Origin of the sequence: Dryocola clanedunensis subsp. sulfonylureivorans, from assembly GCF_016756775.1 — a bacterium.
GTDB classification, from domain to species: domain Bacteria; phylum Pseudomonadota; class Gammaproteobacteria; order Enterobacterales; family Enterobacteriaceae; genus Dryocola; species Dryocola clanedunensis.
This window is the reverse complement of record NZ_JAERMU010000024.1, coordinates 40,152-60,227: the sequence shown is the minus strand read 5'-3', so window position 1 is coordinate 60,227 and position 20,076 is coordinate 40,152. Positions and strand designations below refer to the sequence as shown.

Below are 20,076 nucleotides of genomic sequence, written 5' to 3'. Positions count from 1 at the left end.
GATGGCTATTCCAAAACTGAACGCATACGCCTTACCGACCGCAGCCGAGATCCCGGATAGCAAAGTACAGTGGGCCTTTGAGCCTGGCCGCGCCGCGCTGTTGATCCACGATATGCAGGATTACTTTATCGATTTCTGGGGCGACAGCTGCCCGATGATCCAGCAGGTTATCGACAACATCGCCGCGCTGCGCGATTACTGCAAAAAGAACGGTATTCCGGTTTATTACACCGCGCAGCCGAATAATCAGAGCGACGAAGACCGCGCGCTGCTCAACGATATGTGGGGGCCGGGCCTGAACAAGCATCCGGATCGCCAGCAGGTCGTAGCCGCTCTTGCCCCGGACGAGCAGGACACGGTGCTGACCAAGTGGCGCTACAGCGCGTTTATCCGCTCGCCGCTGGAGCAGTCCCTGAAAGAGACGGGTCGCAACCAGCTGATTATCTGCGGTGTTTACGCTCATATCGGCTGCATGACCACCGCCACCGACGCCTTCATGCGTGATATCAAGCCGTTTATGGTGGCCGACGCGCTGGCGGATTTCAGCCGCGAAGAGCACATGATGGCGCTGAAATACACGGCGGGCCGTTCAGGCCGCGTGGTGATGACCCGCGATCTGCTGCCGGAAGCTGCCCCGCAAAATAAAGAGCAGCTTCGCGCACTGATCCTGCCGCTGCTCGACGAGTCCGACATCCCGGAAGATGACGAAAACCTGATTGATTACGGCCTGGATTCCGTGCGCATGATGGCGCTGGCGGCGAGCTGGCGCAAAATTCACGGCGACATCGACTTCGTGATGCTGGCGAAGAACCCGAGCGTCGACGCCTGGTGGGCGCTGCTGTCCAGGGAGCCGCAGGCGTGAACATCGACTTTAGCGGCAAACGCGTCTGGGTAACCGGCGCGGGCAAAGGCATTGGCTACCATACGGCGCTGGCCTTCAGCGAGGCCGGGGCGACGGTGGTTGGTTTCGATCTGGCTTTCCCGCTGGACGTTTACCCGTTCGCCACTGAAACCCTGAACGTTGCTGATGCAGACCAGGTTAGCGTGCTGACCCGGCGCTTGCTTAGCGATGAACCCCGGCTGGACGTGCTGGTCAACGCGGCGGGGATTTTGCGCATGGGCGCAACGGATGAGCTGGCGCTTCAGGACTGGCAGGATACCTTCGCTGTCAACGTTGGCGGCGCGTTTAATCTGTTCCGCGCCGTCATGCCCCTGCTGCGCGAACAGCGGAGCGGGGCAGTGGTCACCGTTGCTTCGGACGCGGCCCATACGCCACGAACCGGCATGTCCGCCTATGGTGCATCGAAGGCCGCGCTGAAAAGCCTGGCGCAGACCGTCGGGCTGGAGCTTGCTCCCTTCGGCGTGCGCTGTAACCTTGTTTCGCCTGGCTCTACGGATACCGACATGCAGCGCCTGCTTTGGAAAACGCCGGACGCGGAGCAGCAGCGTATTAGGGGTTTTGCGGAGCAGTTCAAAATGGGGATCCCGCTGGGCAAAATCGCCCGTCCGCAGGAGATTGCCAGCACGATCCTGTTCCTCGCCTCCGACTACGCCAGCCATATTACGATGCAGGATATCGTGATTGACGGCGGCTCGACGCTGGGAGCCTGAGATGAGCATCTGGAAACGCCAGCTGAGCCTGACTGAGCTTAACGCGATGGGTGAAAAGTCGATGGTGGCGCTGCTCGGCATTACCTTCACGCGCATCGACGAAGCGTGTCTGGAAGCGGAGATGCCCGTAGATGAACGCACGCATCAGCCGTTTGGCCTGCTGCACGGCGGCGCATCGGTAGCGCTGGCGGAGACGCTGGGGTCGATGGCAGGGTATTTGACCACCGCAGAAGGGCAGTGCGTGGTGGGAACGGAAATCAGCGCCAGCCACCACCGAGCGGTGGCCTCCGGCAAAGTTCGGGGCGTCTGCAAGCCGCTGCATCTGGGCAAAACTTCCCAGGTCTGGGAGATCGCCATTTTTGATGCGCGCGGCAAACGCTGCTGCACCAGCCGTTTAACCACGGCGACTCTGGGGTAAGTATTTTCGGTGGATGGCGCTGGCGCTTATCCACCTTATTCTTTGCTGCCAAATCTCATCACGACCAGTTGCCCGCCGTATAGGCGACAATCATAATGATAAATACATACAGTGCAGACATTTTAGATTGTAATTGCGATTCGGCATCATCCATTCCGAAATGATAACTCAATTAATCTGAAAGGGTTTAGTGCCAGTAATGACTACTTGTAAAACCAAAGATTATTACGAAATTGTATTACGAGGGGGCACAAAATAATTAACTTAGTCATTTAATCCTTTACGCCATTCATTCACTTCTTTTGCCATGTTAACAAAATGACTGATCTGAATATTTTTATTGTCTTTCAACCAGGCAATATTAAGATCTGCATTAGGGACATCAATACCGGTTAAAGCCCTATAGATCACACCATGATTATTATTTTCGGCAACCGAGACCGGGAGAAGTGCAATCCCCATACCGGCACCGACAAGGCTGAGCATGGCATGAAGTTGGTTCACTTCCTGGACAATATCAGGAGATATTCCGTAGCGTGAAAAGATAGCGCTCCAGTTGCTAAATATATATTTGGCCTTTTCTTTTGATGTAAATAAAAACTTTTCACCTACTAATGCATGTATAGGTATCTCATTGAGTTCTGCAAATTGATGTTCTTTATTCATGGCTACAACATAAGGCTCGCTGACCAGGGTTATAGTATTAATTTCATCCGATTTATATACTGGTCGTAACAGGCCGATATCAATCTTACCATTTTTCAGTGCATCAAACTGCTCCAGCGATGTAAGCTCATATAAAACCATTCCAACTTCTGGCCGGGATTTACGAAACTGCATCACAAGCGGGGAGAGGATACTAAAAGGAGCTGCATCGACGTATCCGATTCTGATTTTTCCCAACAGCCCTTTTGCGGCTCGCTGCGCGGTTTCTGTCGCTTGTTCAATATCACGAATCACCTTTTGTGCATCGGGTAAAAAAACGGACCCACTTTCAGATAACGCTACCTTTCGCTTAGTTCTCTCAAATAATGTGACCCCCAGTTCTTTCTCAAGACGAGCAATTTGCTGACTAACCGCAGATTGAGTCAGCTTCAATCGCTGGGCGGCCCTGCCAAATTGCAGTTCCTCTGCCAGCACAACGAACGCCATCAAACTTTTTTGATCCATAAATGTGATCCGTACGGAGTTAACACCTTATTAATAAGCGAATTTAATTTGTAGCACATTTTTTATTACATATCATATTCAATAACAATTTATTTACATTGTGTCATGCAATGCTTCCGAAAGATTTTCGTAACCATTTGAACAGGAATGTAAAATGAAGGAATTTGCCTCCAGCAACAGCGCAAAACATCCACGCCCTCATGTCCTTTTTATCACCGTAGATCAATGGCCAGGGCATTTATTAGGTTTTACCGGTAACCCATCAATAGAAACACCGACGATCGATAACCTGGCAAAGTCAGGAGTCCATTTCCCAAATGCTTATTCGGGATGCCCGGTCTGTATACCCGCTCGCCGGAGCATCATGACCGGTACGACTTCAAGGGTGCATGGAGATCGCATTTTTCAACCAGCTCTACCCATGCCTGCAATTCCGACTCTCGCCGGTTGCTTTACCAGAGAAGGCTATCAGACATCAGCTACAGGGAAATTACATGTTTACCCTACCCGCGATCGCATAGGTTTCGAAGAAACCTTTATTGCTGAAGAAGGACGAAGCCATTTAGGCGGTGTGGACGACTATGAAATTTTTCTGGCAGATAAGGGATATGCAGGCCAACAGTTTATGCATGGCATGAGTAACAACGAGTACAGCTGGAGACCGTGGCATCTGGAAGAGAGCCTGCATGTTACAAACTGGATAACGAAAACAGCCGCTACCAATATTCGTCGCAGAGACCCTACACGACCATCATTCTGGTATGTCTCTTATACACAACCCCATCCTCCAATTGTGCCCCTCGCTTCGTATTTCGATCGTTATCGCTCGCGCGATGTTGGACGGCCGGTTGAGAGCGAATGGTCGCAATCGCCCGATCTGCCATATGCGCTCGCCATCAATCAAAAAATCAAACAACAGCTGCCACCGGATCAATATGACGATATGCGACGCGCATTTTACGCCCAGTGTACACATATAGATCACCAGGTACGTTTGCTAATAGGCTCTCTGCGGGAAGAAGGAATTCTTGATAACACCATCATCGTGTTTACCAGCGATCACGGGGATATGTTGGGCGATCACGGTATGTACGCGAAACGTTACTTTTACCAGGGATCGGCGCAAATCCCGATGATTATAGTGGATTCTGCGCATACAAATCGCATACCACCCGGCAGTACTGACACACGCCTTGTCGGTTTACAGGACATCATGCCAACTTTGCTGACAATGTGCGGCATTACCGTGCCAGAAAGTTGCGATGGTATTTCGATGACAGGTGAAACACAGCGCGACACTTTATACGGAGAATGTCTGGAAGGACCATTGGCGTCTCGCATGATAACCGATGGTCGCTATAAACTTATCTGGTATCCCGCAGGAAATCATTTCCAGCTGTTTGATCTTCATAGCGATCCTTCCGAGCAAATTAATCTCTCTGCACACAGCGATTTTCAGAATGTTGTCGCCTCTCTTAAAAGGCAACTCTTACTGGAGCTATATGGTAACGACAAAGACTGGATCAAAAATGGTTCTTTTGTTGGCTGCGAAGTACCGAAATTGGTCATACCGACTAATCGGGGATTGTCTGGCCAACGTGGTATTCATTTTCCCCCTTTAGCGACATCAATCGACCCTGGCGAAGTCGTTGGATTTGGTTAATAAAAATAAAGGTAGAATATTATGTCACAGGAAATCTCTGCTATACCTACATCCTTGAAAACTTTATCCGAAAAGGATGAAGAGTCGAAAAAAGTATTCAATAAAATCACATTGAGATTATTGCCTTTCTTGATGCTGTGCTATTTTGCTGCATTTCTTGATAGGGTTAATGTCGGATTTGCAGCGCTGACTATGCGAGAGGATATTGGATTATCTGCCACCGCCTTTGGGCTTGGCAGTGGCATTTTTTTTATCAGCTATTTTATTTTTGAAGTACCCAGCAACCTGATGCTTGCTAAGGTCGGAGCCCGCCGGTGGATCGCCCGTATTATGATTACATGGGGGCTGCTGTCTGCTTGTACAGCGTTTGTATGGGATGAAAAATCATTCCTGACTTTGCGTTTTTTGTTAGGTGCGGCCGAAGCGGGGTTTTATCCGGGGATCCTCTACTATCTGACACAATGGTTTCCCAACAAGCGTCGTGCTCAGATTATTGGTTTATTATTACTGTCTAACCCGCTGGCAACTATTATTGGCGGTCCTGTATCAGGATTTATATTATCTACTGGTGCCCATCATGGCCTGGCCGGCTGGCAATGGTTATTTATCATCGAGGCTTTTCCGGCATTAATACTCGGCTTTATCGTCCTGTTTCGCTTGCCTGAAAAAATCGAAAATGTAGGCTGGCTCTCTGAGGAGGAAAAAAAGGTGGCACGAGCAGTGTTGGATGACGATCTTAGCCAGCGGAAGAAAAAATCAAAAGTCATTGTTTCGCGAATTTTTTTCCATCCTATGGTGCTCAGTCTTGCACTTATTTTCCTGGGGATCTCTATGACTAACGCAACAGTCAATTTCTGGTTGCCTCAATTGATAAAAGGCGCGGGGTTCTCCTTTATTGCGACAGGATTTTTGTCAGCGATACCATATATCGCCGCAGTCATCGCACTGTTATGGTGGGGGAAGCGTTCCGATCGCCACAATGAACGTGTATTCCACATCATGCTACCGCTTGCTCTGGCGATCGTTGGAGTCAGTCTCACCGCATTCAGTAACGGTGCATTAGTGAGCGTAATTGGGCTGACGATGGCTTCAGCGGGACTCTTTGCGGTATTACCTGTTTTCTGGTCACTCCCTCCCCAGTTCATGGTGGGTTCTGCTGCTGCCGGTGGCATTGCCGTTATCAACTCTATCGGTAATCTGGGAGGATTTTTTGGCCCTACCGCCATGGGGTACGTGAAAGATCTGACTGGAGATTTTGGTGCTGGTTTATCCGTGAATATTTTCATGCTATCAGTCAGTTTACTGACAATGTTCATTTTCGCCCGAAAAACCGGGATGGGTAAAAATAGAGAGCACGAAAACGTATAATATATCTGACTTGTGGTATGGCAGGGGCGGCTCCTTCATCGTGTTACAGATAAGCATTCAGGATAATTGAAATGAGTTCCCTGCCAATATTGGATATCAAATACCCAGCGAGTCATGAATAAACTACTCAGTGGGATTTTTTTATCAGATATTATAAATAAACGCGTACTCCATATCATATTGCGTCGGTCTCCACGATTATCAGGATATCCCTACATCTTTGGGGTGGGGTTAGGTCAAAAAGATCGACAGAAAATTACTGATACGGCGGGTCGCATTATGGCAGACTGCCATGCTCTGCAATCCGTTACACCGAGAGAGACTTCTGAATGACGACTAATCCCCGTGGCTGTCACGTGATGGCCAAGCCAACTGGCTCAGTCTGCAATATCGACTGTAGTTACTGTTTTTATCTGGAAAAAGAAGCACTTTACCCTGAGCGTAAACAGAACTGGCGTATGACTGATGACACACTGGAACTTTATATTCGTCAGCATATCGAGGCGCAGGTCGGTGAACAAATTCTGTTTGCCTGGCAGGGTGGTGAACCCACAATGATGGGGCTTCCTTTTTTCCGACGGGTGATTGCGCTGTGCGAAAAACATGGTCAGGGCAAACACATCCAGCACGCCCTGCAAACCAACGGCATAGTGATGAATGCTGAATGGGCCACCTTTTTCGCTGAGCATAATTTTCTGATAGGGTTGTCGATCGATGGGCCTCAGGCGCTCCATGACACTTACCGGGTCACGCGCGCTGGTGCGGGCACTCATGCAAAAGTGATGGAAGCACTGACCCTGCTTCAACAGCACGGAGTGGAATTCAACACCCTGACAGTCGTGGGCAAACATAACGCGGGCCATGCCAGAGAAGTGTATGAATTCTTACTGAATGCAGGCTCCCGCTATCTTCAGTTCATTCCATTAGTTGAGCAAATTACCTCCTCTGACACTGCCACACTGAAGCTGGTAATGCCTGGAGAAAGTACGGCAACACTGGCACCATGGACTGTTCCCTCGTGGCAGTACGGCGAATTTCTGAGCCAGATTTTTGATGTCTGGGTGCGCCGGGATGTCGGTCGTGTGTCGGTGCAAATGTTCGATGTGGCCGTCGCCGCCTGGACCGGACAACCACCGGTGCTCTGTGTCCATTCAGAGACCTGCGGCCACGCATTTGCCCTTGAAGCTAACGGCGATCTTTATAACTGTGACCATTTTGTCTACCCGGAACATAAGCTCGGAAACATTCATCAGCATGATATCAATACACTTAATAACAGTGAGCCGGCACGGACGTTTGGCGAAGCTAAACGGGACACGCTGACACCGGATTGTCGTCGCTGTGAATACCTCAAAGTCTGCCATGGCGGCTGCCCTAAACACCGTTTTGCGGTTTCACCTACAGGGCATCCCGGGCATAACTATCTCTGTGCAGGCTACAAGCATTTCTTCAAACACATCACCCGCGATATGAATATCATGAGTGAACTGCTGTCGGCGGGTTATCCGGCACAGGCCATCATGTCAGCGTCACCCTCACTACAGCGTCCAGAACCGCAGAGCAGAAATGCTTCCTGTCCGTGCGGTAGTGGGAAAAAATATAAAAAATGCTGTGCTGGATAATTCCAGCCAGTTCACATTTTTAGATATTTATAATCCGCTAGCCCATCAATATTAAGATGGGTAGTGACTTGTTTTTACAACGATAGTTTCTCATAGTCTTTGTTTGTATAGGATTAACCTATAGCACTAAAGGTTAATTCAATTATCAGCGCTATGTGCCCGGGGATACTGTAAACATTCAGTGAAACAACCCTGCAGAGAAAAAGATGAAAAGACTGACAACAACAGATCGTCTCACTTATGCAATCGGTGGTGGATTCTCATCAAATTTAGGTTTTTACGTGATGCTGATATTCTTCATCACGTTTGCTACAGATGTGTACGGAATTAGTCCGGTTACTGTCGGAGTCATTACTCTGGTGTCACGACTGATTGATACCTTTACCGACCCCTTAATGGGGGCCATTGGCGACCGAACCCGGTCACGATTTGGCAAATACCGTTTCTGGGTAATGATGAGTGCGCCTTTTGTCGGCCTCACCACCTGGATGGTTTTCTCCTCGCCAGAGTTCGGCGGACTGACAAAAATTATCTACATGTATGCGGCTTATATTCTGTATTCTATTATCTCCACCGCCGCTAATATTCCCTATCACTCTTTGACAGCCTATCTGACGAATGATGTTAAAGAACGTTCGAATATCGTTTTAATTAAACAGTTCACCGGGCTGTTGACGCAGTTTATTGTCAGTGCCGGCGGGGTTTATATCCTCGAAAACTTTAGTCAGCATCACGACAGCGCGGGAAAGGTGATTATTGACACGTCCGGCTATCAGATGCTGGGTGTGATATTTGGCATTCTGATTACCCTCGGCTTCCTGGTCTGCGCCTGGGGTGCCAGAAATAACGATACGCTGGAACGTCTGGCTGAAGAGACGACGACAGGCTCCACTTCCATGAAGGATATCTTCAGCCAGATGTCGCTGGCATTTAAAAGCCGCTCCCTGATTTCACTGGCAGCCATGTCGGTGGCTAATACTCTTGTGCTGGCCATGTCGTCTGGAATTACGGTGCAGTTTTTCACCTATGTTCTGGGAGATTCGGGTTACGTCAAAACGAGCGCACTGTTCAACGTCTGCTTTGGCGCGGTCGCTTATTTAGTGGTGAAGATACTGGTGACGTATTTTGGCAACAAAACCAGTTTTGTCAGCATGTGCCTGCTGACAATCTTATCCTCTATTGTGTTGTATTTCACTTTCGACCCTGCGGCTCCCCGCTACGTTATGGTCATGCTGGGGTTGATTATGTGCTTCACACAGGGGGCATCTCTGCTGACGTGGATGATGGTCACTGACTGTGCGGATGAGATCCAGTGGCGAACCCGGCAGAATGCGGCAGGTATTGCCTCGTCCACACTCACCTTTTCCAACAAATTTGGTTCGGCCATCGGTGCGTTCATTCTCGGTTATACCCTGGATGCTATCAACTATGCTCCGGGAGCCACATCGCAGAGTGCCGAAACCGTCAATGGCCTGGCCTTTATGATGATAATGACGCCGGTGATAGGCAAATTACTTGCGCTGCTGAGCATGTGTTTCTACCCACTGAATAACCGTTATCACCAGAAAATTGTGCTTGAACTCGAAAAGGGGATGAAATGAAAGCAGTGATCCTGATGTTTGACACGTTAACCCGGAACAAACTGCCTAATTACAACCCGGACATCGGTGGAATGCCGAATTTCCGGCGTCTGGGTGAACATACCGTCAAATTTGATAACTTTTATGTCGGTTCTATGCCCTGCATGCCAGCACGCCGTGATCTGCATACCGGCAGACTGAATTTCCTGCACCGCAGCTGGGGTCCGCTGGAACCTTTTGATGATTCGGTGTTTGAGATCCTCAAGAAAAATGGGATTTATTCCCATCTCATTACCGATCATCAGCACTACTGGGAAGATGGTGGAGCAACGTACCATAACCGCTACAGCAGCTATGAGTTTATTCGCGGACAGGAAGGCGACCTGTGGAAAGCCCGGCTTGGTTTTCGTGGGGAAGAGCATCTGGATTCGTGGCAGAAGGCGGAACCACTGCGTCGGAACATGATACGCCACGATCAAATCAACCGTAGTTATATGGTTGAAGAGCGGGACTACCCTCAGGCACGTTGCTATCAGGCCGGCCTGGAGTTTCTTGCTGAAAACCATACCGAGGACAACTGGCTCCTGCAGATTGAAAGCTTTGACCCACATGAACCTTTCTTCGTACCCGATCGCTTTAAAAGAATGGTCGACCCCGAGCTGCTCAACAATACTGATGACTGGCCGGAATACAGCTCAACGGAAAGGATCAACAATCCAGGGAAGATAGCCAGCGGACAGAAGCATTATCAGGCTCTGATGATGATGTGTGATGAATACCTGGGCAAGGTATTAGATTTCTTCGATGAACATGATATGTGGCAGGACACGCTGCTTATCGTGAACACCGACCATGGTTTTCTTTTCGGAGAAAAGGAGTGGTCGGGGAAAAGCGTGATGCCGGTGTATAACGAAATTGCACATGTCCCGTTTTTCATCTGGGACCCGTGCAGCAAACGAGCGAATGAAAGCCACGATACCCTCGCCCAGATGCACGATGTCGCCGTGACGTTACTTGATGCCTTTGGTGTAGAAAAAACGCCACAGATGACCGGGAATTCATTGCTACCGGCGCTGTCGGATAACAGCTGCGTTAAGGAAAATGCCATTTTTGGCTATTTCGGTGCACACGTCTCCATTACGGACGGGCGTCATGTCTACATGCGCGGCAGCCGGACACCGGAAAATACGCCTCTTTATGAATATACCCTGATGCCGACCCGTATGCGCCGCATGTTCAATGATGAGGAGTTACGTGATGCGGCTCTCTCTCCCGGCTTTGCTTTCACCCGACATACTCCGCTGCTGAAGCTACCAGCTTCAGCAGGGTTTTACAGCTCGTACGCCCATGGCAATCTTTTGTTCGATCTGGAGAAGGATAAACAACAGGAGCATCCGTTATATGACCCTGCTCTGGAAGCGGCTTTTGTCAGAATGCTCTCGCAAGCCCTTAGCGCTACTGAAGCGCCTGCCGATGAATGGCTGCGTCTGGGGATCCCAACCGATCCCGAACATATAACGGAAGCCTGGGTGGTGGAAGAGCACCGACAGCGAACAGCGTGTATGGAAGAGCTTCTGGGGCCGCTTCATACCTTGAAGATGCACCCGGACACGCGGACACTACTGCTGGAAATTGCCGCATACCCTGGTGGAAAAACATTGATTCAGGCATTGGTTGAAACCTGTAGCAGTCATGAGCTTCGCCGTCAGGATATCGTCAGCTGTTATGAAAACGGCCATTTCGAACCTGCTCTGATGTCCTTGTTTAACAAGCCTTACTGATAATTCCCCTTACCGCCTGGCGGTGAGGGGCTGCACTTTCGGAGATCCGATGAAAACTCAGCAACAGGATAAATTTCCGGATTACCGGTTTACTCTTGCAAACGAACGCACATTTCTGGCATGGATACGCACCGCACTGGCATTCATGGCCGCCGCTATCGCCGTAGATCAGCTTGCCGTTAACCTTGCCCCTGGCATGCTGCGTGGCGTACTGGTCGTTGCTCTGGGACTGACCGCAGCCGGGCTATCCTTTTATGGCTATCGCCGCTGGCACAGCAATGAACAGGCAATGCGTCAGGATTGTGCTCTGCCTTTTCCGGGATTGTTACTGTGGCTGAGTGGGGGCCTGTCTGCAGGTATCCTCTGCATGCTGGCTATTATGGTCACTGCATGAACACCATATTACGCGAACGGGATCCAGGCCTGCAGCCGGAGCGCACGGCGCTATCCTGGCAGCGAACCGCGTTTTCCGCTATGGTACTGGCGCTCGCAACAGTACGCTCAGGTTACAGTCAGGACAGTCTTCTACTGACAGCTTTGGGCAGTGCATCTTTTCTTTTTGCAACCCTGATGCTCGCCCTGACACAGTGGCGGCAGAAGGTCATCATGCAGGATACTCACCCAGTTTCTCGATTTTCACAGTGTGCGAAGTCCCTGATTTGTCTTTCGCTTTGTCTGAATAGTCTGGCCGTGACCCTACAGGGAGGACTGTCATTATTCTCAACATGACGATAGCCTGTGGCTTAGACAGAGAGAGCGGCTTCGGAGAGCGATATGCACTTACATAAACTGATTTACCAGTTCAAGGTGCTGGCAGATAAAAAAACCTTCACAGCGGCAGCCGAAAAACTGTGTATTTCTCAACCCACGCTGACACAGAATATCCAGCGTCTGGAATCTGCGCTGGAAGTTTCACTGGTCATAAGGGAAGGTAAAGGCCTCTCGCTGACGCTCTATGGAGAACGTCTCTATCAGCACGGTTGCCTGCTTGACAGAAGCTATCGCCAGGCCATGCAGGATATTGATATTCTTAAACGCAGCCATCGTCAGACGCTGGTGCTCGAATGCGGTCATGCCTGGAGCCACGGTGTACTGTTTAGCCTGATGCAAAGCTATGTACAGTCGTATCCTGATATAAGAATGGTTATCCGCAACAGCAACAGCACGCTGGGACAACAACATTTGTTGAAGGGAGAGTGCGATCTGGCGCTGGGTGCCATTCCACCCGCTGACGCACAGATATCCTCCATTCATTACATTCCGGTGATCACCACTCGTTTCAAGTTGTTCTGTCCCCTGGAGCACTCACTGGCCGGGGCCAAAAAGATCACCACAGAACAGTTAAATCAGTGTAACTGGGTTCGTCTACGTCATGAAGCTGGCGAGGAAGAAGCTGACGATCCATTATTATGCGCCATCGCCCCCGAACGGGTCCGCTTCGAGGTGTATTCTGTCTCTACCGCAATTACTCTTGCAAAACAGAACCATTGTCTGTTGGCACTTCCTCTGCAGCTTGAGGCGGAAGCCAAAAGCCGTGGGCTGAAGGTCCTGGATGTTGCTGAAACATTGACAACTTTTGTGAGCGGTATTATGTATATCGACGACGCCCTCAAATATGCCCATAAAAAAGCGTTTATCGACACGCTTATCGCCTCGCGGGATCAATTCTGACCCATTTCAACTAAAAATGCGCCAACTGAGAATTTCGTTTGGCGCATTTCGATAGGCTGACAACAGCCGTTTCATAAATCAGGCATACAGTGGCATCTTGTACGCCCGGAACGAATACAGATCGATACGACGGATATCGCTTTCATCACCTGCAGGCATTTTGAATTTTCCTGACGTCAGCTGGATGTCAAAAAGTGGCGTGGCTGTATTTAAATCCACTTCCTGGAGTATCACTCGGCCCTGAAATGGCCCCAGCAGGTCCTCAGCCGGATCTATACGGTCTGAATATCCCGGTTCAATCGTCAGTGCAAGCCCGTCAGTATAAGCAGCGTTATCCTGAAAATTACTGCCGCCGAAATTCACAAACACGCGCGGAAAAGCAGCGTTATCCTGATAGTTAAAGAAACGGGCAGTGGAAACATACGGGCTATAACCCTTAGCACCAACTTCTGTTTCACCATATTCAGACAACTTCCTCACTTCACGATTGTTAAGGTCAACCCGGTAGTGGGCACAACGGGATGCGTTTTCTGATGCCACCACGCCAGTCGCCATCGTCCGGGTACGAAAATTCCCGTTATTAAACACTGAAAAATCAATTACGGACGATGAAGAAGTGTCTCCCACCAGAACTTGTACATTGTGCTGGCCCCAGGTCCAGAATTTCCGGTCGGCTTCCGCTTTTTGCGCCGGGTTTGTCAAATCATAGGGAAGATCGGTATCTGGATTAACAGGTGTCAGCAGCAAATCAGACCAGTCAGTCGTCGATATACCATTTTCGGTAACCTGCCAGTCGTCATGGTTTGCACAGATAAAACTTAGGGCGCCGGTATCCCTCTCAATCCCTGCAATGGTTCCCTGGTGGCGACAGGAGGCGAGCAGTAGATTTGAAACCGGATCCCAGTCCACCTGGTTAAGATGCACCCAGTCATAGGTGTTGGAAATAGATAAATCCAACGGCACTGGTGTACGCCAGAAATTAAGAATAATACGAAGATCGTAGTAACTCTTTTCAAAGCCGGATGCCAAATCCAGAACTGCGATGCAGTCTTCGGATGTCGGCCCCTGATTGGCATTGTCAGGATTAGGCCCCTCATTACTTTTGCGGTTGCTGATATAATCAGAGGCATACAAAAGGGCATTTTCCCCTGGCAGTTCCATTAATGAGTGATGCGCTCTGTCTCGAATGAAATAAACACCGTGAACACGCCCTGTTGCATCAAAACGCCAGAGCTCACGTTGACCAGGCGGCTCATTAGCTTCTAAATCAACAGGGGTGTAGTAGTTTCTTAAGTGATCGTCCGAGCCAATAAAGGTTCCATCCGACAGGCGAACATTATTATAAGTCGGCAGGCACAGTTCTGGTGCCGTATCGGGATCGCCAGCCAGGATATACCAGCGAACGTTCGCCTGTCTGTCAAAGGCAATAAAAGCACGACCGGGAGCAACCGCCGTGAAAAATAAATCATTTCCAACATCATCTTCTGCCGCTGTACGGTTGATCTGAATTTCAGGGAAGCCGTTGCTTCCCTCCGCTTCTGCATCCGTTAGAGGGAGCGGTGGAAGGACATAGCTTCCGGTAAAGACTAAACCATCAATGCTTGAGATTCTGACTTCATTGGCGGTCGTCTTGCCTTTTCTGGCGACAAAACCCAGTATCGGCAATGCTATTGCCTGTCCTGTTGGGAGGTCAGTATAGGTATGGGTAATTTCGGGAATGTCATCAATTTCAGGTGACGTAACAGAAACGGTCAATGCAGCATAGTGGTTCCAGAAACCAAACATAGCAGAAAGAGGCGATCGCCCAAACAGATCCTGCTCGTATTTAATTAAATCATTACTTAAAATATTTGACTCAGTAATGTCAGAAATAAAATCATGATATATCTGATTGTCTCGCAGGATAGGTTCAATATCTAATTGTAATCCCGGGTTATAAGATCCATCCCCTGGATCACGATATCCTAAGTGTGTAGGTATAGCCATGGTGAGTTCTCTTTTGTTTAGAAAGTTATGGGTGCAGGACTTCAGTATAATAAGACGCCCTGCATCCATCTGATGATATATCCTTCTGCAACAGTAATGACTGCTCGGTATTATTCATCCTGTGGCTGATATCCTTTCCAATAACGCCGAAGAGCATGCTAATCATAATTTATGATGCGTTTTGTTAACCATGTCGCATAAGACCATTGTTTATTATTAAATTTTTTTCGGGTAAATGCGAAAAGCCTGTTCAGGAGACAACCCACCAGTCTATATAGTCACATGATGAAATTTAATTTTTTAGATACATTAGGCTTCAGTGGGTATATATTATCTTGATGAATTCACACTAAAATTAAAATTAAACTTAGGCGCCTCAGTATCATCACCAATCATATTTTTAGATCCTTGAGTATGGATGTTCATCGTACAGAAACTGAATTTAAGTGTATGAAGTATTAAATTTTGAAAGGACCGGTTTTCCTTTGTTTCAGGCGCGTTCTCATAAGTTGGCTACTATGCCTATTAGCCATTGATGTCCAGAGGTAACTTACGCACTCTGCTGAAAGCTGCCTGTCGGCATCGACTCAGGCCGAGCCCTATTTCTCACCAAAAAGTGATCGCCCTGGCAAGCTGGTGTAAATACCTGGTCAAACCGCACCATTCCAATGTTCCAATATTGTTAAATTCCGAACTGTGTTCTAGAAACAAAATGTAACATCACCACGTTTCTGGCCTGACAACGGAAAACAAACATGAATACTCCAGGTAAACACCTGATATGGGCAGTGCTGGCGATTATCGGGGCCTTCGCGCTCGGCTATATCGCGCTTAACCGGGGCGAACAGATCAACGCACTGTGGATCGTCGTCGCTTCGGTTTGCGTCTATCTCATCGCTTATCGTTACTACGGTCTGTTTATTGCGAAGCGCGTTCTGACGGTGGATGCCACCCGCATGACGCCCGCCGTGCGCCATAACGACGGGCTGGACTACGTGCCGACGGACAAGAAAGTGCTGTTCGGTCACCATTTTGCCGCTATTGCCGGGGCAGGGCCGCTGGTCGGGCCGGTGCTTGCCGCGCAGATGGGTTATCTGCCGGGCATGCTGTGGCTGCTGGCGGGCGTGGTGCTGGCCGGTGCGGTGCAGGACTTTATGGTGCTGTTTGTCTCCACCCGCCGCGACGGGCGTTCGCTGGGCGAGCTGGTGAAAGAGGAGATGGGCAACACCGCCGGCGTTATCGCGCTGGTGGCCTGCTTTATGATCATGGTGATCATCCTGGCGGTGCTGGCGATGATCGTGGTGAAGGCGCTGACCCACAGCCCGTGGGGAACCTACACCGTCGCGTTCACCATTCCTCTGGCGCTGTTTATGGGCGTCTACATTCGCTATTTACGCCCCGGGCGCATCGGTGAAGTTTCCGTTATTGGCCTGGTGTGCCTGATCTTCGCGATTATTTCCGGCGGCTGGGTGGCCGAAAGCCCAACCTGGGCGCCGTACTTCGACTATACCGGCGTACAGCTGACGTGGATGCTGGTGGGCTACGGTTTTGTGGCGGCGGTGCTGCCGGTGTGGCTGCTGCTGGCCCCGCGCGACTACCTCTCCACCTTCCTGAAAATCGGCACAATCATCGGGCTGGCCATCGGGATTCTGATTATGCGGCCGACGCTGCAAATGCCTTCCCTGACCAAATTCATCGACGGCACCGGCCCGGTATGGACCGGCGACCTGTTCCCGTTCCTGTTTATCACCATCGCCTGCGGCGCGGTCTCCGGCTTCCACGCGCTGATTGCCTCCGGCACCACGCCGAAGATGCTGGCGAATGAAAACCAGGCCTGCTTCATCGGCTACGGCGGCATGCTGATGGAGTCGTTTGTGGCCATTATGGCGCTGGTGGCGGCCTGCGTTATCGACCCGGGCGTCTACTTTGCGATGAACAGCCCGATGGCGGTGCTGGCTCCGGCAGGTACGGCGGACGTTGTGGCGTCTGCGGCGAGCGTCGTCAGCAGCTGGGGCTTCCACATCACGCCGGATACCCTGACTAACATTGCCAACGAAGTGGGCGAGCAGAGCATTATCTCGCGTGCCGGTGGTGCGCCGACGCTTGCCGTGGGGATGGCTTACATTCTCCACGGGGCGCTGGGCGGTCTGATGGACGTGTCGTTCTGGTATCACTTTGCCATTCTGTTTGAAGCGCTGTTCATCCTGACGGCGGTGGATGCAGGAACCCGTGCGGCGCGCTTTATGCTCCAGGATCTGCTGGGCGTGATTTCCCCGAGCCTGAAAAGAACGGATTCGCTACCGGCGAACCTGCTGGCGACGGCGCTGTGCGTGCTGGCGTGGGGCTATTTCCTGCACCAGGGCGTGGTCGACCCGCTCGGCGGCATCAACACCCTGTGGCCGCTGTTTGGTATCGCCAACCAGATGCTGGCAGGGATGGCGCTGATGCTCTGCGCCGTCGTGCTGTTCAAAATGAAACGGCAGAAATACGCCTGGGTGGCGCTGGTGCCAACGGCCTGGCTGCTAATTTGTACCCTGACGGCGGGCTGGCAGAAAGCGTTCAGCCCGGATGCGAAGGTGGGCTTCCTGGCGATCGCCAACAAGTTCCAGGCGATGATCGACAGCGGCAATATCCCGCCGCAGTACACCCAGTCGCAGCTTTCTCAGCTGGTCTTCAACAACCGTCTGGACGCCGGGCTGACCATTTTCTTTATGGTCGTGGTCGTCGTTATCGCCCTGTTCTCAATTAAAACCGCTCTCAGAGCGCTGAAGTCAGACAGGCCGACCGCCAGCGAAACGCCTTACGAGAAAATGCCTGAGGATCTGGATGCGATCGTGGCCGAGGCTAAGAGCGCACACTAACTATCTGACAGAACTGATGCTATTCGCCCTACGAAGAGGTAGGGTGGATAAGCGTCAGCGCCATCCACCGGGATCTCTGGAGTAAAGATATGTTCGATAACCTGGCAAAAGCAGGAAAATACCTCGGGCAGGCCGCCAAAATGATGGTCGGCGTGCCGGACTACGACAACTACGTCCAGCATATGCGCCTGACCCACCCGGAGCAGACGCCGATGACCTATGAAGAGTTTTTCCGCGAACGCCAGGACGCGCGCTACGGCGGCAAAGGTGGCGCTCGCTGCTGCTGATCCAGGCGACTGTCTAAATTTATTGTGACGACAATCTGGTTTATGTGATCGCACGCACGGTTTTTCGCCATCCAGCAGAAAGCAGTTGTGTGAAACGAAGCTGTGTGTTTGTATGAAATTCGACGTTATCAATACACAATAACTATTCAGGACCCAAATGACTCCATTCACCCGTAACTCAGGCCTACTACTAACCGCGCTACCAGCCGCGGCGGTGGTCGTGCGTGTGGTGGTGGTCGTCGTCGGCAATGCGCCGTAGGGTCTGAATCAACGCATCGATTCCAAAACCCCGCCGGCGCAAACCGGGCGGGGTTTCTTGTTTTAGTCCCCCGGCCAGCAAGCGAGACGGCATAAAAAGAAGGACTGGAGCATGGCAATTTCGGAAAACCCACCGCAAGGTCGTATTACTGGCGCACAGCTGATTGTGCAAATGCTTGAACACCACGGCATCACTACCGTCTGCGGCATCCCCGGCGGCACCGTCCTGCCGCTCTACAATGCTTTAAGCCAGAGCACGAAAATCCGCCATATTCTTGCTCGTCATGAGCAGGGCGCGGGCTTCATGGCACAAGGCATGGCGCGAACGCAGGGCAAAGCGGCGGTCTGCATCGCCTGTAGCGGCCCCGGCGCAACCAACCTGGTCACCGCGATTGCCGATGCGCGACTTGATTCCATCCCGCTGGTTTGCATTACCGGCCAGGTGCCTAAATCCATGATCGGCACCGACGCCTTTCAGGAAGTCGACACCTACGGCATCTCCATCCCGATTACCAAACACAACTACCTGGTTCGCGATATCAACGAGCTGCCGCAGGTTATCTGCGACGCGTTTCGCATTGCCGAGTCAGGCCGTCCTGGCCCGGTGTGGATCGACATCCCGAAAGACGTTCAAACCGCGGAGATTGATATCAGCGCTCTGCCTGCGGTTTCCGAACCGACTCCCTCTCCGGGCTTTGACATTCAGCAAATCATGGATGCCGCAGCAATGATTAACCAGGCGCAGCGCCCAGTGCTGTATCTCGGTGGCGGTATCATCAACTCCCATGCACAGGCTCGCGCACTTGCCGAAAAAGCCAATCTGCCAACCACGATGACGCTGATGGCGCTGGGGACGATCCCGGCAAAACATCCGTTATCGCTGGGGATGCTGGGCATGCACGGTGCGCGCAGCACTAACTACATCCTGCAGGAAGCCGATTTGCTGATTGTCATGGGGGCGCGTTTTGACGACCGCGCCATTGGGAAAACAGAGCAGTTCTGTCCGAATGCAAAAATTATCCACGTGGATATCGACCGCGCCGAGCTGGGCAAAATCAAACAGGCCCATATCGCGATTCGTGCGGACGTGGGCGACGTGCTGGAGCAGCTGCTGCCAAAAATCGACGCGCAGCCCCGTCAGCAGTGGCTGCAGCAGGTTGCGGGTTTGCAGCAGGAATTTCCGTTCAGCCAGCCGGGGGCAGATAACCCGTTAATGCCTTACGGCCTGATTAACGCGGCCGCCGCCTGCGTTGACGACGAAGCGATTATCACTACCGACGTAGGCCAGCATCAGATGTGGGTGGCGCAGGTTTATCCGCTGAACCGGCCGCGCCAGTGGCTGACCTCCGGCGGGCTGGGCACGATGGGCTTTGGCCTGCCTGCTGCCGTAGGGGCCGCGCTTGCCGAACCCAACCGCAAAGTGCTGTGCTTTACCGGCGACGGCAGCATCATGATGAATATTCAGGAAATGGCCACCGCCGCTGAACATAATCTGGACGTGAAAATCATCCTTATGAACAACCAGGCGCTGGGGCTGGTGCACCAGCAGCAGACGCTGTTCTATCAGCAGAATGTCTATGCCTCGACCTATCCGGGCCAGACGAACTTCCTGAAAATTGCCGAGGGCTTTGGCCTGGCGACCTGCGATCTGAACGCGGCCGCCGATCCACAGGCAGCCTTACAGGAAGCGATCTCTCGCCCTGGGCCGTGCCTGATCCACGTGCGCACCGACGCCGATGAAAAAGTATTCCCGATGGTGCCGCCAGGCGCTGCCAATATTGAGATGATTGGAGAGTAAGC

General features: G+C 51.3%; 17 protein-coding genes. 15 read left to right on the top strand and 2 right to left on the bottom strand.

Features of this window, described 5'->3' with window-relative positions:
• Nucleotide 1: 1 nt before the first annotated feature.
• The 3 genes from HYQ67_RS20065 to HYQ67_RS20055 are packed head-to-tail and all read left to right on the top strand — an operon-like array spanning nt 2 to nt 2,029.
• The gene (locus tag HYQ67_RS20065; RefSeq protein ID WP_202306788.1) at nt 2-862 is read left to right on the top strand and encodes an isochorismatase; all 861 of its coding nucleotides are present in this window, start codon (nt 2-4) and stop codon (nt 860-862) included.
• Between the two features lie 2 nt (nt 863-864).
• Nucleotides 865-1,611, top strand: a complete 747-nt coding sequence (dhbA, locus tag HYQ67_RS20060) for a 2,3-dihydro-2,3-dihydroxybenzoate dehydrogenase (RefSeq protein ID WP_202306820.1) — start codon at nt 865-867, stop codon at nt 1,609-1,611.
• A 1-nt stretch (nt 1,612) separates the two neighbouring features.
• The gene (locus HYQ67_RS20055) at nt 1,613-2,029 is read left to right on the top strand and encodes a hotdog fold thioesterase (RefSeq protein WP_202306786.1); all 417 of its coding nucleotides are present in this window, start codon (nt 1,613-1,615) and stop codon (nt 2,027-2,029) included.
• A 264-nt stretch (nt 2,030-2,293) separates the two neighbouring features.
• Here HYQ67_RS20055 and HYQ67_RS20050 read toward each other — a convergent pair whose 3' ends face one another.
• Nucleotides 2,294-3,199 carry a LysR substrate-binding domain-containing protein gene (locus HYQ67_RS20050; RefSeq protein WP_202306784.1) on the bottom strand — a complete coding sequence of 302 codons (906 nt, stop codon included), beginning with the start codon at nt 3,197-3,199 and terminating at the stop codon, nt 2,294-2,296.
• Nucleotides 3,200-3,353: 154 nt separating this feature from the next.
• Between HYQ67_RS20050 and HYQ67_RS20045 the strand changes: the two genes are divergently transcribed.
• The 8 genes from HYQ67_RS20045 to HYQ67_RS20010 all read left to right on the top strand — a co-directional run bounded on the left by HYQ67_RS20045 (nt 3,354) and on the right by HYQ67_RS20010 (nt 12,884).
• Nucleotides 3,354-4,862 carry a sulfatase-like hydrolase/transferase gene (locus tag HYQ67_RS20045; protein ID WP_202306782.1) on the top strand — a complete coding sequence of 503 codons (1,509 nt, stop codon included), beginning with the start codon at nt 3,354-3,356 and terminating at the stop codon, nt 4,860-4,862.
• 21 nt (nt 4,863-4,883) lie between these two features.
• Nucleotides 4,884-6,230: an MFS transporter gene (locus tag HYQ67_RS20040; RefSeq protein ID WP_202306779.1), complete on the top strand. Its 1,347-nt coding sequence runs from the start codon at nt 4,884-4,886 to the stop codon at nt 6,228-6,230.
• Between the two features lie 329 nt (nt 6,231-6,559).
• The gene (locus HYQ67_RS20035; RefSeq protein ID WP_202306777.1) at nt 6,560-7,852 is read left to right on the top strand and encodes an anaerobic sulfatase maturase; all 1,293 of its coding nucleotides are present in this window, start codon (nt 6,560-6,562) and stop codon (nt 7,850-7,852) included.
• 206 nt (nt 7,853-8,058) lie between these two features.
• Nucleotides 8,059-9,453, top strand: coding sequence for an MFS transporter (locus HYQ67_RS20030; RefSeq protein WP_202306775.1), 1,395 nt, complete (start codon nt 8,059-8,061; stop codon nt 9,451-9,453).
• Nucleotides 9,450-11,213 carry a sulfatase gene (locus HYQ67_RS20025; RefSeq protein WP_202306773.1) on the top strand — a complete coding sequence of 588 codons (1,764 nt, stop codon included), beginning with the start codon at nt 9,450-9,452 and terminating at the stop codon, nt 11,211-11,213. The genes HYQ67_RS20030 and HYQ67_RS20025 overlap by 4 nt, the downstream gene beginning before the upstream one ends.
• A 49-nt stretch (nt 11,214-11,262) precedes the next feature.
• Nucleotides 11,263-11,607, top strand: coding sequence for a YidH family protein (locus HYQ67_RS20020; RefSeq protein WP_202306771.1), 345 nt, complete (start codon nt 11,263-11,265; stop codon nt 11,605-11,607).
• Nucleotides 11,604-11,942 carry a DUF202 domain-containing protein gene (locus HYQ67_RS24420; protein ID WP_202306769.1) on the top strand — a complete coding sequence of 113 codons (339 nt, stop codon included), beginning with the start codon at nt 11,604-11,606 and terminating at the stop codon, nt 11,940-11,942. Before HYQ67_RS20020 ends, HYQ67_RS24420 begins: the two co-directional genes overlap by 4 nt.
• Before the next feature lie 45 nt (nt 11,943-11,987).
• On the top strand, nt 11,988-12,884 hold the full coding sequence (locus tag HYQ67_RS20010) for a LysR family transcriptional regulator (RefSeq protein WP_202306767.1): 897 nt from the start codon (nt 11,988-11,990) through the stop codon (nt 12,882-12,884).
• Nucleotides 12,885-12,962: 78 nt separating this feature from the next.
• Here the strand turns inward: HYQ67_RS20010 and HYQ67_RS20005 are convergent, their stop codons facing one another.
• Complete coding sequence (locus HYQ67_RS20005) at nt 12,963-14,870, bottom strand: aryl-sulfate sulfotransferase (RefSeq protein WP_202306765.1); 1,908 nt, start codon at nt 14,868-14,870, stop codon at nt 12,963-12,965.
• A gap of 755 nt (nt 14,871-15,625) precedes the next feature.
• On the opposite strand from HYQ67_RS20005, the gene cstA reads away from it, so the two are divergent.
• From cstA to ilvB, 4 genes are all read left to right on the top strand, one after another.
• Nucleotides 15,626-17,731: a pyruvate/proton symporter CstA gene (gene cstA, locus HYQ67_RS20000; RefSeq protein WP_202306763.1), complete on the top strand. Its 2,106-nt coding sequence runs from the start codon at nt 15,626-15,628 to the stop codon at nt 17,729-17,731.
• Nucleotides 17,732-17,820: 89 nt separating this feature from the next.
• Nucleotides 17,821-18,018 (top strand): YbdD/YjiX family protein, encoded by a 198-nt coding sequence (locus tag HYQ67_RS19995; RefSeq protein WP_202306761.1) that lies wholly within the window; start codon nt 17,821-17,823, stop codon nt 18,016-18,018.
• 157 nt (nt 18,019-18,175) lie between these two features.
• Nucleotides 18,176-18,277, top strand: a complete 102-nt coding sequence (gene ivbL, locus HYQ67_RS19990) for an ilvB operon leader peptide IvbL (protein ID WP_202306759.1) — start codon at nt 18,176-18,178, stop codon at nt 18,275-18,277.
• 111 nt (nt 18,278-18,388) lie between these two features.
• A complete protein-coding gene (gene ilvB / locus HYQ67_RS19985; RefSeq protein ID WP_202306757.1) occupies nt 18,389-20,074 on the top strand; it encodes an acetolactate synthase large subunit in 1,686 nt (561 codons plus the stop codon).
• Nucleotides 20,075-20,076 lie beyond the last annotated feature (2 nt).

What these genes read in the sequence shown, in the direction of transcription:
- HYQ67_RS20065 (WP_202306788.1), top strand. Translation starts at nt 2, where the DNA reads ATGGCTATTCCAAAACTGAACGCATACGCCTTACCGACCGCAGCCGAG.
- HYQ67_RS20055 (WP_202306786.1), top strand. Translation starts at nt 1,613, where the DNA reads ATGAGCATCTGGAAACGCCAGCTGAGCCTGACTGAGCTTAACGCGATG.
- HYQ67_RS20050 (WP_202306784.1), bottom strand. Translation starts at nt 3,199, where the DNA reads ATGGATCAAAAAAGTTTGATGGCGTTCGTTGTGCTGGCAGAGGAACTG.
- HYQ67_RS20045 (WP_202306782.1), top strand. Translation starts at nt 3,354, where the DNA reads ATGAAGGAATTTGCCTCCAGCAACAGCGCAAAACATCCACGCCCTCAT.
- HYQ67_RS20040 (WP_202306779.1), top strand. Translation starts at nt 4,884, where the DNA reads ATGTCACAGGAAATCTCTGCTATACCTACATCCTTGAAAACTTTATCC.
- HYQ67_RS20035 (WP_202306777.1), top strand. Translation starts at nt 6,560, where the DNA reads ATGACGACTAATCCCCGTGGCTGTCACGTGATGGCCAAGCCAACTGGC.
- HYQ67_RS20030 (WP_202306775.1), top strand. Translation starts at nt 8,059, where the DNA reads ATGAAAAGACTGACAACAACAGATCGTCTCACTTATGCAATCGGTGGT.
- HYQ67_RS20025 (WP_202306773.1), top strand. Translation starts at nt 9,450, where the DNA reads ATGAAAGCAGTGATCCTGATGTTTGACACGTTAACCCGGAACAAACTG.
- HYQ67_RS20020 (WP_202306771.1), top strand. Translation starts at nt 11,263, where the DNA reads ATGAAAACTCAGCAACAGGATAAATTTCCGGATTACCGGTTTACTCTT.
- HYQ67_RS24420 (WP_202306769.1), top strand. Translation starts at nt 11,604, where the DNA reads ATGAACACCATATTACGCGAACGGGATCCAGGCCTGCAGCCGGAGCGC.
- HYQ67_RS20010 (WP_202306767.1), top strand. Translation starts at nt 11,988, where the DNA reads ATGCACTTACATAAACTGATTTACCAGTTCAAGGTGCTGGCAGATAAA.
- HYQ67_RS20005 (WP_202306765.1), bottom strand. Translation starts at nt 14,870, where the DNA reads ATGGCTATACCTACACACTTAGGATATCGTGATCCAGGGGATGGATCT.
- cstA (WP_202306763.1), top strand. Translation starts at nt 15,626, where the DNA reads ATGAATACTCCAGGTAAACACCTGATATGGGCAGTGCTGGCGATTATC.
- HYQ67_RS19995 (WP_202306761.1), top strand. Translation starts at nt 17,821, where the DNA reads ATGTTCGATAACCTGGCAAAAGCAGGAAAATACCTCGGGCAGGCCGCC.
- ivbL (WP_202306759.1), top strand. Translation starts at nt 18,176, where the DNA reads ATGACTCCATTCACCCGTAACTCAGGCCTACTACTAACCGCGCTACCA.
- ilvB (WP_202306757.1), top strand. Translation starts at nt 18,389, where the DNA reads ATGGCAATTTCGGAAAACCCACCGCAAGGTCGTATTACTGGCGCACAG.